The sequence below is a fragment of the Candidatus Sphingomonas phytovorans genome, assembly GCA_029202385.1.
Lineage (GTDB): Bacteria > Pseudomonadota > Alphaproteobacteria > Sphingomonadales > Sphingomonadaceae > Sphingomonas > Sphingomonas phytovorans.
On sequence record CP119314.1, the window covers coordinates 2,328,205 to 2,344,509 of the forward strand.

Annotated in this window: 12 protein-coding genes and 1 tRNA gene; all 13 read left to right on the plus strand. The window is 61.7% G+C overall.

Going from position 1 to position 16,305, the window contains the following annotated elements; all coding sequences use genetic code 11:
• Positions 1 to 56: 56 nt before the first annotated feature.
• The 13 genes from P0Y59_10700 to P0Y59_10760 all read left to right on the plus strand — a co-directional run bounded on the left by P0Y59_10700 (position 57) and on the right by P0Y59_10760 (position 16,290).
• A complete protein-coding gene (locus P0Y59_10700) occupies positions 57 to 1,430 on the plus strand; it encodes a 3-deoxy-7-phosphoheptulonate synthase class II (protein ID WEK02549.1) in 1,374 nt (457 codons plus the stop codon).
• Between the two features lie 199 nt (positions 1,431 to 1,629).
• Positions 1,630 to 2,649, plus strand: a complete 1,020-nt coding sequence (locus tag P0Y59_10705) for a hypothetical protein (protein ID WEK02118.1) — start codon at positions 1,630 to 1,632, stop codon at positions 2,647 to 2,649.
• Between the two features lie 74 nt (positions 2,650 to 2,723).
• Positions 2,724 to 3,887 carry a hypothetical protein gene (locus tag P0Y59_10710; GenBank protein ID WEK02119.1) on the plus strand — a complete coding sequence of 388 codons (1,164 nt, stop codon included), beginning with the start codon at positions 2,724 to 2,726 and terminating at the stop codon, positions 3,885 to 3,887.
• Positions 3,888 to 3,957: 70 nt separating this feature from the next.
• Complete coding sequence (locus P0Y59_10715) at positions 3,958 to 5,100, plus strand: L-lactate dehydrogenase (GenBank protein ID WEK02120.1); 1,143 nt, start codon at positions 3,958 to 3,960, stop codon at positions 5,098 to 5,100.
• A 72-nt stretch (positions 5,101 to 5,172) separates the two neighbouring features.
• A tRNA-Glu gene (locus P0Y59_10720) sits at positions 5,173 to 5,247 on the plus strand.
• Between the two features lie 292 nt (positions 5,248 to 5,539).
• Positions 5,540 to 6,499: an alpha/beta hydrolase gene (locus P0Y59_10725; protein ID WEK02121.1), complete on the plus strand. Its 960-nt coding sequence runs from the start codon at positions 5,540 to 5,542 to the stop codon at positions 6,497 to 6,499.
• 682 nt (positions 6,500 to 7,181) lie between these two features.
• The gene (locus P0Y59_10730; protein ID WEK02122.1) at positions 7,182 to 7,475 is read left to right on the plus strand and encodes a hypothetical protein; all 294 of its coding nucleotides are present in this window, start codon (positions 7,182 to 7,184) and stop codon (positions 7,473 to 7,475) included.
• Positions 7,475 to 8,134: a hypothetical protein gene (locus tag P0Y59_10735; GenBank protein WEK02123.1), complete on the plus strand. Its 660-nt coding sequence runs from the start codon at positions 7,475 to 7,477 to the stop codon at positions 8,132 to 8,134. The genes P0Y59_10730 and P0Y59_10735 overlap by 1 nt, the downstream gene beginning before the upstream one ends.
• Positions 8,131 to 9,534 carry an RES family NAD+ phosphorylase gene (locus tag P0Y59_10740; GenBank protein WEK02124.1) on the plus strand — a complete coding sequence of 468 codons (1,404 nt, stop codon included), beginning with the start codon at positions 8,131 to 8,133 and terminating at the stop codon, positions 9,532 to 9,534. Before P0Y59_10735 ends, P0Y59_10740 begins: the two co-directional genes overlap by 4 nt.
• Positions 9,531 to 11,384: an endonuclease NucS gene (locus P0Y59_10745; protein ID WEK02125.1), complete on the plus strand. Its 1,854-nt coding sequence runs from the start codon at positions 9,531 to 9,533 to the stop codon at positions 11,382 to 11,384. Before P0Y59_10740 ends, P0Y59_10745 begins: the two co-directional genes overlap by 4 nt.
• Before the next feature lie 479 nt (positions 11,385 to 11,863).
• A complete protein-coding gene (locus P0Y59_10750) occupies positions 11,864 to 13,828 on the plus strand; it encodes a DUF87 domain-containing protein (GenBank protein ID WEK02126.1) in 1,965 nt (654 codons plus the stop codon).
• Positions 13,828 to 15,153, plus strand: coding sequence for a DNA double-strand break repair nuclease NurA (locus P0Y59_10755; GenBank protein ID WEK02127.1), 1,326 nt, complete (start codon positions 13,828 to 13,830; stop codon positions 15,151 to 15,153). The genes P0Y59_10750 and P0Y59_10755 overlap by 1 nt, the downstream gene beginning before the upstream one ends.
• On the plus strand, positions 15,154 to 16,290 hold the full coding sequence (locus tag P0Y59_10760) for a DNA methyltransferase (protein ID WEK02128.1): 1,137 nt from the start codon (positions 15,154 to 15,156) through the stop codon (positions 16,288 to 16,290).
• The last annotated feature ends 15 nt before the right edge of the window (positions 16,291 to 16,305 follow it).

Genomic DNA, 16,305 nt, shown 5'->3' on the forward strand with positions numbered 1-16,305 from the left:
AAAAGCCATTTTCCCGCATGGGAGCGCTCCAATTCCGCAATCACTGGACGAAGACCATGGCCGCAAAATGGGCCCCCGACAGCTGGACCAAGGCCGAAGCACGTCAGCTTCCGACCTATCCCGACACCGCCGCGCTCGATGCGGCGACCGAGACCCTGGCCAGCTTTCCCCCGCTCGTCTTCGCCGGCGAGGCGCGCAACCTGACCGCCGACCTGGCGCGAGTCGTCGAGGGCAAGGCATTCCTGCTGCAGGGCGGCGACTGCGCCGAATCCTTCGCGGAGCATAGCGCGAACAACATCCGCGACACGTTCCGCGTGATCCTGCAGATGGCGGTCGTCCTGACCTTCGCGTCGAAGCTGCCGGTGGTAAAGCTAGGCCGCATGGCCGGCCAGTTCGCCAAGCCGCGGTCGGCCGATACCGAGGTGCAGGACGGCGTCGAGCTGCCCGCCTATCGCGGCGACATCGTCAACGATATCGCCTTCACCGCCGATGGCCGCGCACCCGACCCGCAGCGCATGATCCGCGCCTATAGCCAGTCGGCGGCGACGCTGAACCTGCTGCGCGCCTTTGCCGGCGGCGGCTATGCCAATCTGGCGCAGGTGCATCGCTGGACCCATGACTTCATGGGCCGCAGCCCCTGGGCGAAGAAATTCTCCGAGACCGCCGACCGGATCGGCGAGGCGCTCGAGTTCATGGCCGCCTGCGGGATCAACCCGGAGACGGTGCCACAGCTTGCCGAGACTCATTTCTACACCAGCCACGAGGCGCTGCTGCTCAAGTACGAGCAGGCGCTGACCCGGCAGGATTCGCTGACCGGCGACTGGTACGACACCAGCGCGCATTTCCTGTGGATCGGCGACCGCACCCGCTTCGAGGGATCGGCGCATGTCGAATATCTGCGCGGGATCGGCAACCCGATCGGCATGAAGTGCGGCCCGAGCCTTGAGCCTGACGCGCTGCTGCGCATGCTCGACACGCTCAACCCGGCACGCATTCCTGGCCGGATGACGCTGATCACGCGCTATGGCCATGACAAGATCGAGGCCGGCCTGCCCAAGCTGGTCCGCGCGGTGCTGCGCGAGGGCCATCCGGTGGTGTGGAGTTGCGACCCGATGCACGGCAACGTGATCAAGGCGGCGAACGGCTACAAGACGCGGCCGTTCGACCGGATCCTGGCCGAAGTGCGCGGCTTCTTCGCGGTACACCGCGCCGAGGGCAGCATCGCGGGCGGCATCCATGCCGAGATGACCGGGCAGAATGTCACCGAATGCACCGGCGGCGCGGTCGATGTGACCGAGCAGTCGCTGGCAGACAGGTATCACACGCATTGCGACCCGCGACTCAACGCCGGCCAGAGCCTGGAACTGGCGTTCCTGCTGGCGGAGATGCTGAACGTCGAGATGGCGGAGCGGCGTCGCGCTGCGGCCTGATCGCCGCATAATAATCATTGGAATCAATTGACTGCATCCGGGTAACACGCCCGGGTGCAGTTTTTTCGTGCGCCCTCGAAAAATAAAGTACACAAATCATAAATCTTGGATGCAATTCTTCCATTGCACCAGGCTCACTCGCATGACATTCTATATCCTATAGGTTCGTAAAAGAACGAGAATCAGGGGAGAGCATGTCATGAAGAGATTGTTCCTGCTTGCCGCCGCCGCTGCGCCGCTCGCGCTGCTGTCGATGCCGGCCCATACCCAACAGGCACCCGGCCAGGCGTTCGCGGTCGATGCGCAGCCGGCGATGCCGGCCAAGACCACGCGCACCGGCAAGCACGTCAACCGCATCATCGACATGTGGATGAAGGGTCAGCCGGTCTATTACACCCAGATCTCCGGCGGCGGATACGAAGAGGGCAAGAAGCAGGCGGCGACCAAGGCCGACTATATCACCTATGAAATGGAGCATGGGCCGCTCGATTTCAAAGAACTGCACGACTTCATGCGCGGCCTGGTCGATGCCGGACCGACCCGCACCGGCCACCGCACCCCAGCCGTGATCGTCACGCTGCCGATCCAGGGCACGCCCGATGCCGTGCGCGCCAACACCTGGATGATCCAGCAGGCGCTCGCCGCCGGCGTGCACGGCATCCTGCTGTGCAATGCTGAATCGCCCGAGGCGGCCAAGATCATGATCGAGGCGGCGCGCTATCCCTTCGCGCCCGTAGTGCAGGGTCTTGCTCAGGGCTTCCGCGGCAATGGCAGCCAGGCATGGGCTTCGGAAGTCTGGGGCGTCTCGCAGAACGAGTATCTGCGCCTGGCCGAGCCCTGGCCGCTCAATCCCGATGGCGAGCTGATCTTCGGCGTGAAGATCGAGAATCCCCGCGCCGATGCCAATGTCGAATCCACTGTGCGCACGCCGGGACTGGCCTTTGCCGAGTGGGGACCCGGCGACCATGGCTTTTTCCTGATGGGCGCGCCCAAGCCGCGTGCGCCGGGCGCCGCGTTCGAGGGATATCCACCGTCGATGCTGGCAGTGCGCGCGCGCGTGCTGGCGGCGACCAAGGCGAACGGCCTGCGCTTCCTGAATTCCTGCGGAGAGCGCGATGTGATCGACCAGATCAAGGATGGCGTGATGATCTGTACCGGCGGCGATTCACCGGCCGCTGACAAGGGCCGGGCCTATACCAAGCGCACTGACCCTTCCTGACCCCGCCGCATTGTCACCATCGGCAGGCCGCGTCGGGAGGCGCGGCCTGTCCTTCCAATGAAAGAGGGACGCCCATGATCAAGACCAGGATCAGCCTTGCCGCCATCGCCATCGCGCTGGCGATGCCCGCCGGACTTTCGGCGCAGATCGCCGTCTCCGCCAATGACGGCAAGCAGCTTCGCCCTGGCGACGCAGGGCGGACCGCCGACAGCGTTTCCGTGATCGACCTGCGCAGCTATCCGCCGAAGACGATCGGCACGGTCGCGGCACCGGCAAGCATGATCGGCGCGCCGGCCGCCGTGGCGGTAGCACGCAACGGCGGCTTCGCGCTGGTTTCCGCGGCGCAACGCCTGAAGACCGACGGCACGCTCGAGCTGAACGACCAAGTCTCGGTGATCGACCTCGCGAACGCAACCGCGCCCGCGGTGTCGCAGACGGTGCAGGCCGGCCCAGGCGCGAGCGGAGTCACGATCAACCGCGCGGGCACGCTGGCGCTGGTCGCGAGCACGGGCGACGACACGGTCTCGATCTTCACGATCAGGGGCAAGCGCCTGACGCCAGCCGGCAAGGTGCAACTGGCCGCCAAGGCAAGGCCGACCGACGTGGTTTTCCTGCCCAACGGCAGGGGCGCGCTCGCTGTCGCTCAGAGCGCCGGGCAGCTGGTGCGGCTTTCGGTATCGGGCGATAGCGTGAGAATCACGGGCGAGCCGATCTCCACGGGCGTGCAACCCTATGGCGTCACGGTGAGCCCCGACAGCCGCTACGTCTATAACACCAACCTGCAGGGCAATGCGCCGCCCGCCGGCACGACGACACCCCGCGGGCCGCGCGTGGGCACCGTCACCGCGACTGACCTGGCGACCGGCCATGTCGACTCAGTCGAAGTAGGCTTCACGCCGGAGCACCTGACCCTGTCGCGCGACGGACGCTATCTGGCGGTCGTCGTCCACAACGGATCGGGTGGAACGCCGGGTTCGCCGGGCTATTGGCCGAACGGCGCGCTGAAGATCTATGGCGTGAAGGGCACGACGCTGACCCCGATCACCGAGGCGAAGACTGGTGCCTGGTGCCAGGGCGCGACCTTCAGCGACGATGCACGGAGGCTGTTGCTGCAATGCGCGCTCCACAAGAACATCGAAGTGTACCGGTTCAACGGCAAGGCCCTCACCCGGGACGAAGCGGCAACACTTCAGTTCGACGCGCGCCCGGGCGCGATCGCGACCGCGAACAGCCGATGACGAATGCCCTGCCCGGCCCCCGCGCAACAATGACATTGCCGGGGTCGGGCGCGGTACCTAGACCTGTCTCGTGACACCGGCCTGCATCGACGATTACCGGCTGCTCGCGAAAGCGCGCCTGCCCCTGTTCCTGTTCGATTATATCGACGGCGGTTCCTATTCGGAATCGACCATGCGCGGCAATGTCGACGACCTGCAGCGGCTGAAGCTGCGCCAGAAGGTCATGACCGACGTGTCGCGGATCGATCTTTCTACCACTTTGCTGGGGCGCGCCTCCTCCCTGCCGGTCGCGCTCGCCCCGGTCGGGCTGGCGGGCATGTATGCGCGTCGCGGCGAGGTGCAGGCGGCGCGGGCGGCCGAGGCGGCGGGCGTGCCGTTCATCCTCTCCGCCTCCGCCTGTTGCGGGATGGAGGAGGTCGCGGCCGGCGTGACCCGGCTCTTCGCCTTCCAGCTCTACATGATCCGCGACCGCGACTTCATGAAGGACATGCTGGCGCGGGCCAAAGCAATCGGCGTCGAGACGCTGGTGCTGACGGTCGACCTGATCGTCCACAGCGCGCGCTACCGCGACGTGCGGTCGAGCCTGACCGGCAAGCAGGGAATCGAGGCGCGGCTGAAACGGCTCTTCCAGATCGCGACGCATCCGCGCTGGGCGTTCGATGTCGGCCTGTTCGGCCGCCCGCATACGCTCGGCAATTTCGCGCCGGTGATGCCGGAGGGCGCGGGACTGGACCAGTTCACCGCCTGGGTCGCGCGTAATTTCGATCCGTCGATCACCTGGAAGGATATCGACTGGATCCGCCAGCACTGGGACGGGCGGATCGTGATCAAGGGTGTGATGGACCCGGCCGATGCGGTCGCCGCGTGCGATGCCGGCGCCGAGGCGATCGTCGTTTCCAACCATGGCGGCCGCCAGCTCGACGGCGCGCCCTCCTCCATCGCGGCCCTGCCGGGCGTGGTCGAAGCTGTCGCGGGACGGGCGGACGTGCTGATGGATGGTGGCATAAGATCAGGCGTCGACGTGCTGCGCGCGCTGGGCCTCGGGGCGAAGGGCGTACTGCTCGGCCGCGCCTGGGCCTATGCACTGGCCGCCCGGGGCGGCGCGGGCGTCGCGCAGATGCTCGAGCTGCTGCGCCACGAGATGGCGGTGGCGATGGCGCTGACCGGCCAGACCGACGTGAAGAACCTCTCGCCGGACATGCTGCTGCCCTGATCTGCATATTCGCGGCGCGCGCCATCTTGACGATGAGGCCTCCTCACCGTAGATGCGCCGCTCCGCAAGTACGGCCCCTTCGTCTAGCGGTTAGGACGTCGCCCTCTCACGGCGAAAACACGAGTTCGATTCTCGTAGGGGTCACCAGCGTTTTCAATGACTTAGTGCTGACGCGGGACACTTTCGTGCAATAAGCGTGTAAAAAGCGCCCAAATATGCCGGTGTCATTTCGAACGCCGAAGCGTTTTAAATTTGCGACGAACGGCGACTTGCTCGAATCCGCCTTGCATTGGCAGGTGCCGCGGATGCCCGTCCCAGCGTGACCCAATCGAGATAGCCAAACGCCAGGCTCTCAACGCGGTGCCGCACGCCTAAAAGGGGCAAAGGTCGTCATCGACAATCAGATGACGACCCGGCGTAATCCGATCGCATTGAAGGCGTGGAGGTTTTGATGCCCGGAGCAAATGGTGCCGCACAATCTGCGACCACGGAGGACCTGGCTTTCGCACAGCAATTGCGTGAGAGGTATCTGTCGGCGACCACAAGCTTGGGGCACCCCGAAAAAGTTGGCGACATTCGCGATTTCAAAGTGGCTGGGCAAAATCCCGATCGCGAAATCCCCGTTCGACTCTACCTGCCCGAAGGGATTGAGCCGAAAGATCTTCCAGTCGTCGTTTTCGCGCATGGCGGCGGTTTCATGGCCGGCAATCTGGACATGTTCGACGTTGCGCTGACAAGCCTGACGAACCGTGCGGGCGCGGCGATTTTATCGGTGGACTACCGGCTGATCCCCGAGCATCCGTATCCGGCAGGGCTCGAGGATGTCTACGCCGCATTGAGTTGGGTGGCGACGAACGGCGCCTCGATCGGTATCGATCCGCAGCGCATCGCCATCAGCGGGGACAGCGCCGGCGGAAACCTGGCGGCAGCAGCAGCGATACTGACCCGAGACCGGCGCGGGCCGAAGCTGTCGGCCCAACTCCTTATGTACCCTGGGCTCGGCAACAAGATGGATACGCCGTCGTTCAAGGAGTTCGGACAAACGCATACTCCGACGGTGGACTTCGCTGCACGGGTGCTCAAAATGTATGTTCCGGCAGGTGTCGATCCGTTTAGCCCCCTGATCTCGCCACTATCGGCAGACCACCGCGACCTACCGCCCGCACTCGTCCTGGTCGGGAGGCTCGATCCGCTCCGCGACGACGGCCAAGAATATTCCAAAGCATTGAACGAGGCGGGCGTCGAGGCCCAGACGATCATTTATCCCAACTCTGGCCATGCCTTTATCCAGTTCTATCAACTTAAGGACCGGAGCCCCGATGGCGATGCCGCGCTGGCAGATGGCGCAAAGTTTCTCGGAGAAAAACTGGCGCTGCGCAAACGCCCCGCAAATTTATAAGGCTGCCCGAGCTATTGATGGAACACGACTAATTATGGACCGGCAGATTGCACCACTAGCTGTCCGGCCGCAGGCGGGCCGCCTCCTGCCTGACCGGTTTCAGTTAAAGGGATTGGGAAAGCGGACATTCGGATGCGCCGACGTCTTAGTCGGCTACGCCGACAAAGCTGCCGTTTGAGCCATCATTTTGCCGCCCTGAAAGCCGACACTCGTTCAGCAGCGCAATTGAGGGGCGGTAATATTCCCCAGTTTGGAGTTAGCATCAACCCGGGTCTGCGCCAGTCGTCGTTTGAGCTTACGTCGTGCACCGAAGGGGCTCATCTAGTCGCATTTGAATCCTTTTGCGCATGCGCCGAACGGTGGCGACGATCACCGTCACCCGAGCAGGGTTTATCTCGAATTGACGCGCCAGTGCCGCATAGGTCGCACCTTCACTATGAAGTCTCTCTATTTCCGCGTTTCGCGCTGCCTTTCGCCCATTCATTCATCACCTCACATCTGTCGACTGTTCGAAATGGGGCAAGAGCCAAATACGCATTTGATGCCATTTCCCAGGCTCAACTGCAACAGGTTTGTTCTCTTTATGTGCGCATATTGTCGCGCTTCAAGCCGGCTTATAGTGATAAGACCGGCCAATCGCGGAGTCTCCCACGCCCTACGCAGTTGCGTTAGGATGGAGCGAATGCGTATCTCATTCCCACTCCTTGTCGGCGATTTCGCCATCGCGCTCGCAGCGGGCGGCCCGGTTGCGCCAGAGACTAGCATGGTGCGCCATGTGACCGACGGCGATACCTTTCGTCTGACGAGCGGCGAACGCGTCCACATATTGGGAATCGACGCCCCTGAAACCCAGCCCGGCCAGACGAAATGCGGGCGCGAGATCGTGCTCGGCAAGCGCGCGGCGGCAAGCCTGATCGCGGCGTGCGCGGCGAAGCCGTGGCCGCGCGGCCGACCCAAGCCCGACTGGCGCCGCTGATGGACTGGCGAGGCCGCTTTGCGGATGATCCGGCGCTCGCTGCGCTGCTGACGCCAGCGCGGCTCTACACCGCCGCCGAGGCCCGCGCGCGCGGTATTGGTGCGCCGCGCCAGCCGGGCATATATGCTTGGTATTTCGATGCGGTCCCACCCGCTGTCGATGCCAGCCAGTGCCACCGGCACAACCACTGGACCCTGCTCTGTTGCGGCATTTCACCCAAGAAGCCGTCGGCCAATGGCCGCCCGCCGAGCCGCTCGCACATCCAGCAAAGGCTACGCACCCATTTCGGCGGCAATGCCGCTGGATCGACGTTGCGGCTGACGCTCGGCTGCCTGCTCGAGACCGAGCTCGGTACGACGCTGCGGCGGGTCGGCACCACCGGCCGTCTGACCTTCACCAATCCGGGCGAGCAATTGCTCGATCGCTGGCTGCATATGCATGCGCGCTTCGCCTGGGCGACGCACCCGACGCCATGGGAGCCCGAGCGCCTCCTGCTCGCTAGCGGTTTGCCACTGCCGCTCAACATCGGCGGCAATCCGTGCGCGGCGTTCACCGCGCCGCTGTCGGCGCTGCGCACCGCGGCAAAACGGCGGGCCGAAAGGCTGCCCTTGATCGCGGACAGCGGCGGACCGCGACGCGCGCGTGATCCACTGGCATGAGCGAGATCATGGAAAATCCGGTCTGTCTCGAATGCATTGGTAATGTGCATTTGCGTGCGCGGCTCGCGGCCGACGCGGTCACGGCCGTCTGCGAGGAATGCGGCGAGACCCGACCATCGATCAAACTGGCCGCGCTGGCAGAGCGGATACACGAAGCATTCGAGCCGCATTTCGAGCTGGCGCCCTATGACCAGAGCCCCAGCGCCGCGGAGATTTTCACGCGCATCGCGGGTATCGAAGACGATCTCGCGCAGCGGATCGAGGAGCATCTGAGCGAGGTCTATGAGAAGTTCGCGTCATTCCACGACAGCCAGAATTTCTACGACTATTCGACCGGCTTCGCGCCGAGGCGGACGCCGATGTTCTGGCAGGACCGGCGCTGGCAGCGTTTCTGCGATTCGCTCAGGAAGAAAGCGCGCCACATCAACGGCGAAGCTCTGGCCTGGCTCGACACAGTGTTCGCCGATCTCGGCGGCCACCTGACTTATGACGCCAAACCAGTGATCAAGACGGTCGAACCGGGCACGCCCGGCGGTCAATTCTACCGTGGACGCATCGCCGCCAACGAGAGCGAACTGCGCCGGATCCTGATGGAGCCGGTGAAGCAGATCGGGCCGCTCCCGCCCGGCCAAGGCAATGGCGGCCGGCTCAATGCGCCGGGCATTTCGGTCTTCTACGGCGCGGTTAATGTTACCACCTGCATCGCCGAAATCCGTCCGCCGGTCGGCGCGCACGTCGTAGTCGCGCGGTTCGATGTGCTTCGGCCATTGCGGCTGCTCGACTGCGAAGCGCTCGACAGATTGGCGGTCCAGGCCAGCCCATTCGATCCGGACTTCGTCGCAAGGCGCGATGCGGCGCATTTCCTGTGCACGTTCAGCGACCAGATCGCCCGGCCAGTGCTGCCTGGCGACGAGGTCCAAGGCTATGTCGCGACCCAGGTCGTCGCCGAATATCTGGCCGAGCGGATCGTGCCCGCGATCGACGGCATTCTCTACAAATCGACCCAGCGCGGAGCCGCACTCGGCAACGTCGTGCTGTTCAACCGCTCGGCGCGGGTCGCGCCCTTCCCGCACCGCAGCCATTATATCGACGCCTATATTCGAGAGATCGACGTCGATTCCGAGGACTTCGACGACAGCATAAGTCTATCGGTCAAGGAGATCGGCACGGTTGCACCCCCCGATCCGCGCGCGGCGCTGGGCGGCACGCCGCCACCCGTGCCCGAGGACGTGCCCGAGACTTTCGCGCAGCCCGATCTCGACGATGACCGGCCCTTGACCCTTCGCCTCGCGCCCGAAACCATCGCAGTGCATTTCATCCGCGCGGTCGATTACGACCGGCCCGAACGCCGGGTCAGCGTCACGGCATGGCCAGATGACGATGACAGAACCTGCGCATGAAGAGAGTGCCCAACGAGGCGGCACTCCGCGATTTTCTCGCCGAGCATCTCGACATGATCGAGCCGGGCCTGACCCTGGTCAAAACTGAATATCATCTCGCCAATCCGAACGGCGCGTCAGGGTTTCTCGATATCTTCGCTCGCGCCGCTGATGGGCAGCTCGTCATCATCGAGATCAAGCGCACCAATTCAGCGGCACGTGAGGCGATCCAGGAACTCTACAAATATGCCGCGCTGCTGCGCGAGAAGTATCTGCTCAAGGAGACCGAATATCGGCTGATACTGCTGTCGGTCGAATGGCACGAACTGCTGGTGCCCTATTCCGAATTCGCGCCCTCGGCGCCGTACGAAATCTGGTCCGGCGAGATCTTGCGCGGTCCCGACGGCCTGCCGGTCGAGATCAAGCGTGTCGAACCGATCGCGCTCGCCGCGCACCGCAAGCTTGCGGTCCGGCACTTCCTCTGGGGCTTTGTCGATGATGCCAGCGCCAGCGCCGCGGTGCCTCGTCTTGCCGCACATATTCAGCGCACAGGCCTCACCGACTTCGTGCTCGTCCAGTCGCGACCGACGAGCCCCAGCCTCGAAGGGCGATCCTTCCTCTATTTCGCGCAGCGCGAGCTGCGGCTCGACGAGTATCTCCCGCTGATCGAGGCTCATCTCGATGAGGAGGCCTATGCCGAATTCCTCGCCGAGAATGCGAGTTATTCCGAGCTCGAGGACCGGGTCGCCGAAGCGGCCGACATGGTCTGGCTGATGCCGCAGGGCGCGCCCGGGCGGCATCAGATCGGGTCGGATACCGCTGAGATCGCCAATCCGGAGAAGGGCGCGCGAGTGTTCGCGGACGGCGCGCAGGACGATATCCGCGTGCACCGCTTCGGCCGTCTCAATGATCCGATGGTCAGCGACGAGACCATTCTCGCCGAGATCAGGGGGGATGGCGGCGAGTCCGATTTCCGGCTGCGCATCACCGCCCGGACCAATTCCGCGCCGCTGATGCGCGCGCTGACCAGCCGGGTCGAGAATATCTTTTTCTACAACGAGGCATGGCAGGGCACGGTGTTGCAGCTGATCCGCTATGCCGAGCGAAAGTCGGGACCAGCGACGATTGAGCTGATCGCCTATAGCCCCGAGGATATCTTACGCACGATCGCCAGCTCGGCGTTCGGCTTTCCCGGCTATGTGCCGACCTTCCGCCTCGAAATCATCCATGACGGCGAGACCGAACGGTTCATCGGCCTTCCCGAATGGGACGGCACCAAGCCCGATTTCCCCAAGGTGATCGCGCAGCATTTCGACGGCGACGACTTCTCCTATTTCCTCGCCTGCCATTTCGGCGAGAACCGGACGATGAATCGCGACATAATGACCGATCTCGGCCTGCGCTATTCGGTGTTCCGCGAGACGAAGGCAGGCCCCGAGCGCATCCGCGTACAGGGCTCGATCATCGTGCCGGTCAAGGGCGAGATTCGTTCAATCAACCATCTTATCGATGCGCATGTCGAGGAGGTCCACCAGATCATCGCGTCCTTCATGCGCATCGATCAGGGGTTTGCACAGACGATCCAGGCGTTCCTCAATAACGACATGCCCCTGGCCGAGAGGCGCTTGGCCGAGCTGATCGCTGATGCGCCCGCGCAGGAGGAGGTGTCCTACTGGATGGGCGATCTCGACACCTGCGATGTCTGTGAGCACCCGTTCGCGCTGCTCCGCTTCATGGTCGATGGCGACATCGGTCCTTGCTGGGCTAATATCTGCGCCCGCTGCTTCAACCAGCACGGCGTCGGCCTCGGCACCGGCTATGGCCAGGTGTATGAAAGCACGCCCAAAGGCTGGCTCTGTGTCGCAGGATGATGCTGCGCGGGTGCGCCGAAGGCCGATGAAGCACATGACAAATGGCGCAGCTTGAGCGGTCTTTACGTTCCGTTCGATGCATTGCCCAACTGGCAGGACGATCTGCCGGCCGCACGTGCGCTCAATGATATGGGCGTTCCAATGGCCCGATCGGGGTTGAGCGCCTTCGCCGCGCTCACTCGTGGCATCTTGCTCATCAGGAGATGTGTTCAAAAAGCATCCTCACTCTTCAAACGCGTAATTTTTCTAGCTAAGCTCCCAGCGACAGGGGGTACAAGCGAACGATGTCTGGTTCTAAGATTCGGGGATTGAGCGACGAATTCGATAGCTTTCAAGAGAGCACGACTAAGTCTGCTAGTCTACGTCTTACTCGGATGCTTCGGCAAAGCGATCTCGTTGGCGATCTCTTGAAGATCGATTATGATTCTTGCGAAATCCTTGTCCATGATTTCAGTCGGCAACAAGTAGGAGGATTGCCCTTGGGCAGTTTCCTCATCGCGACCCGACTCCAGCCCGGGCAAGAATGCGATCCGGTAGATGAAGATTCCGCATTGATCTTGTTGCGCGTGACTGGACAGTCACGCCTGCCAAATGCCGCGGAAACCGATGTAAACCGCTTCCTCGCCGGACAGCGCGTGGCGACACTTGAGGATGTCTGGGACGCAGAGGGCCGAACGGACCAGTTCACGCTACACCAACTCCGCTATTCCGGTGTCCGCTGCCGTGTCCTTGGGACATTCAGGGTAGCCGAAGCCAAGGCAGGACAATGGAGCCTGATTTTCGGAGCCGATATTTCGAACTTCTACTCCGGCCGCGGAATGAAGGTCTACAAACCCGTCGGAGATGCGCTGTCGACAATCGTGAATTTTGCGAAGGCGGGAACGGACGACCAGCATCCGCTCGCGGGCGGGCGGGTGGCGGTTGGACGCGTACGCTACGCCTCGTCCGAACGCCGGATCGACCCGAAAGGTGAAGCTGTCCCAGTCAATCTCGACCCTACAGATCTCGTCGCGCGCCGAACCGCCCTGTTCGGCATGTCCCGCACCGGCAAGTCAAACACCACCAAGGTGATTGCGAGCAGTGTGTTTCGCCTCAGAGAGCGCGAAAGCGGCAAAGGTCGGATCGGCCAACTCATATTCGACGTGAACGGCGAATATGCGAACGAAAATATGCAGGATGGCGATGCCGAGAATCCATCCTGCCTGAAGAATGTGGGCGCGCACACTCAGAATGCCAAATCCGATGACGTCGCGACCTATGGCCTGACTACCCACCCCGCCGACCCCAATCGGATTGTCGCCAAAATCAACTTTTACGGCGGCGAGCCATCGTCGTGGCACAAGTCGGATCAGGTAAGAAATAGCCTGGAGCAACTGCTCGTCGGCAAGAGAATGGCCGACGAGATCCTTGTCGGTGACACGGCCAAATATGTTCAGAATTTCCGCAATACCCCGCTCGAAGTACCCGAAGTTCTCGACGGGAGCGCTGCGACACGTTTTAGGCGTGCCATTGTCGTGTATCGATCCGTGCTGAGTGCCGCCGGCTTTGCCTCGAAGGAAACCGGCCCTTACATCAAGGGCCTTTTTAGCAAAGAAATATTGAAGGCGATGTCAAACTCGACATCGAGTCATGCGACCGACTATGCCGCCGCCGCTAAGACCTTTGGCGAGGAACGGCCGAACTGGGCGAGTTTCGTCGATGCCTGCCAAGCGCTAAGGCGATTTATCACCGACGCGCAAAACTCGGGATTTGCATCATTCACAAATGAATATCGTAAAGGCGACGATGAAAGAAACTGGGACGATGAGACGCTCAACGGCATTTTGAGCATCTATCAATATCCCAATGGCCCCCGCGCGCTGCGAGCGCTGCTCCCGCAGCACGACCCAAAGAGCACCGACGATTATGCGGTAAGCATTGTCGATGATCTCATTGCCGGTAAACTGGTTATTTTCGACCAGTCGACCGGGGATCCCGATATGAATCGGGCCGCTGCGGAACGTGTCATGAGATCGCTGTTCAATCGACAAAAGGCCGCATTCATCGCTCCCGAATCAGATGGGCGCGGGGGCTTCGCTCTGCCTCCAGACGTCATCGTGTACGCCGAGGAGGCCCATAATCTCCTGCCTGCGGGGTCGGCCGCCGACGTGACGAATATCTGGTCCCGCGTAGCTAAGGAGGGTTCGAAATATCGCGTCGGCATCGTCTATGCCACACAGGAGCCTTCTTCGATTCAGTCGAACATCATGAAGAATACGGACAACTGGTTTGTCGCGCATCTCAACAATTCGGACGAGATGCGAGAACTGCGAAAATACTATGATTTCGACGATTTCGCACAGTCTATATTGCAAGTGCCCGATCCGGGCTTTATTCGGATGCGTACGCTCAGCAACCCCTATATCGTCCCGATCCAAGTACAACGCTTCAAGGTCGACATCTGATGCCCTTCGAAAACGAAGTGGCGACAGGTGAAAGCCTGTTGGCGCTTGAAAAAAGTTTGGCCCTGAAGGAGTTTGAAGGTTCGGTCGCGGTGCGGCCGTCTAATGCCGAGCGCGATCCCGCGCCGCTGGTAGAAGTTGCGCGCAGCGACTGGCTTCCCTCCCGCGTCATCGCTATCGATGGATCGAGCATCACCCATAAGGTTCGCAACGGTTTCCCCGGTGCCGAATGCAGTCTCATCATGCTGTCGGTCGTATTTATTGACATTTCAAAACTCGCGGCGATTGGGAATGGGCAAATACCGTCTCCTCGAATTTTCAACGAGATGGACAGTGCGCATACTCTCGATGCGGTTTTACCTGGTTCCAACGTTGTCCGACAGTATGTCGAGGAAACTTCCAGGACCTTCTTCAGGGCCTCCGTCTACGAAGCACTTCACGGGAAACTCGACAAAAGCCACGAAACATTGCTCGAGACGATGCGCGCGATCGTCACGTCGCGCACGTCCAATATCGGATGCCCGATCGAGGGTTGCGAACATCGGTATAGCGAGAACCAAGGGGTTTACACTTGCGCTTGCGACAAGAGAGAAACGCTTTTCGAAACTGATGCGCTCAGGTTTCATGAGCGTTTCAATGAACTTGGTTCAAATGGTGAGGTGCATGGCGAGGTTCGCCACGTCCTCGAAGTGCTTGCGCTGGTCAATGTTCTGCGGTTCTTTGAAGACCCGAAACGAATTCATTTCCTAAAGGATTGCGCCTTCGTGCTCGATGGCCCGCTGGCAGTATTTGGCCAGCCTGCCTGGCTCGCGCCTTGGATACGTGCCGAAATCATCCGGATCAGCGCTGCCGTCCGCAAGGCTACGGGCGGGGACCTTCTCGTGATCGGCCTTGAGAAGACCGGACAGTATGTAACGCACTTCGCGGATCTCGACTGGACAGACAAGGCCGGCCCTCGTTCAAAGTTCGCGGCTGGCTCGGTTCTCATTCCCGATGCGCAATACGTAAATCGCAACATCGTGTTCCGCCCGGAAGACGCAAAGCCGAGCGGGGCAGACACCTATTTTGGCCGCAAGGTCTTCTACAAGACGCGAAACGAAGCTCACGCAGTTCTGAACATGGCGATGGTCAATGTCGAGGGGACGGACTTCTATGACTGCAGCGGTGTCGCATTCCCTCGTCTTGGCGACGCCCTCAATGTCCTCGACCACCTGTCGACCTACCTCTACCAAGATGGTTTCATGCCGCTTGTGCGCGCGCACGCGCATGCGGCGATCCCGCTGAAGCGGGGCACAGACATCATCATGGGCCTTTTCGGGGAGGCTTGAATGGACGCCCATCCCGATTGGATCCCGGTCAAACAACGCGCGAAGGAGGGCCCCACGTCGCGTTGGGCGAGCCTCGGACCTTATTATGCGATGTTCCCCGTCGTGTTCGCGCGAAGTGTGATCGACCAATATACTCATATCGGCGACGGTGTTCTCGATCCTTTCGCAGGCCGGGGCACAAGCTTATTCTGCGCGCGCGAAAAGGGGAGGCGAGCGCTCGGCATTGAAATCAGCCCGCTCGGCTGGATTTATGGAAGAACAAAGCTATTCCCAGCATCGGAGGCTAGTGTTCTGAGAAGGATCGAACAGCTATCGGTTATTGCCCCGGCATTCGAGGAGGCAGCTGAACGGCTGCCAGAGTTTTTCCAATACTGCTTCGCTCCTCGCGTACTAGCGTTTTTGCTCGCTGCCCGCTCGGACCTGCGCTGGAAAACCCACCGCATCGATCGCACGACCATCGCATTTCTGCTGACCTATCTTCACGGCAAGATCGACGGTGGTCGCCCCTGTGCTTTGTCGAACCAGATGCGGCAAACAAAGGCCATGGCTCCGGAATATTCGGTAAACTGGTGGAGGGAGCATGATCTCACCGTCCCCCCGGACATCGACCCCGTCGACTTTCTGAGCTCCCGTGTCGGATGGCGATACAGGCACGGCGCGCCCGACTGGGACGAGCATTGTCTTCGCCTCGGAGATTGCCGACAGATTTTGCAGCGTAGGAAGCCAGCCGACGCGGGGCAATACAGGCTCTTGCTAACGTCTCCACCGTACCGCGGCGTTACATCCTATTATTACGATCAATGGTTGCGATATTGGCTGCTTGGGGAAACCGAGCGGCCCATTCTGGATGGCCAGAAATGGAAATCCAAATATGACGATGCGACAGCTTATACTCGCCTGCTACATCAATGTTTCTCGTCAAGCCGGCGATTGCTCACACCTGATGCCACGATTTATGTGCGGACGGATGCGCGTCCGGCAACGCTCGACGTGACGACGAGGGTTCTAGAGAACCTCTTCCCCGAGAAGGATCATCGCTTGGTTGCCGCTCCCTACAGCCGGGCGACGCAAACGTCACTCTTCGGCGACCGAAGCACCAAGCCCGGCGAAATGGATATCATCCTTACGCCGAGATGAGGACGAGATGATTGG

Coding starts and splice junctions, on each gene's coding strand:
- P0Y59_10700 (WEK02549.1), top strand. CDS start 57: ATGGCCGCAAAATGGGCCCCCGACAGCTGGACCAAGGCCGAAGCACGT.
- P0Y59_10705 (WEK02118.1), top strand. CDS start 1,630: ATGAAGAGATTGTTCCTGCTTGCCGCCGCCGCTGCGCCGCTCGCGCTG.
- P0Y59_10710 (WEK02119.1), top strand. CDS start 2,724: ATGATCAAGACCAGGATCAGCCTTGCCGCCATCGCCATCGCGCTGGCG.
- P0Y59_10730 (WEK02122.1), top strand. CDS start 7,182: ATGCGTATCTCATTCCCACTCCTTGTCGGCGATTTCGCCATCGCGCTC.
- P0Y59_10735 (WEK02123.1), top strand. CDS start 7,475: ATGGACTGGCGAGGCCGCTTTGCGGATGATCCGGCGCTCGCTGCGCTG.
- P0Y59_10740 (WEK02124.1), top strand. CDS start 8,131: ATGAGCGAGATCATGGAAAATCCGGTCTGTCTCGAATGCATTGGTAAT.
- P0Y59_10745 (WEK02125.1), top strand. CDS start 9,531: ATGAAGAGAGTGCCCAACGAGGCGGCACTCCGCGATTTTCTCGCCGAG.
- P0Y59_10755 (WEK02127.1), top strand. CDS start 13,828: ATGCCCTTCGAAAACGAAGTGGCGACAGGTGAAAGCCTGTTGGCGCTT.
- P0Y59_10760 (WEK02128.1), top strand. CDS start 15,154: ATGGACGCCCATCCCGATTGGATCCCGGTCAAACAACGCGCGAAGGAG.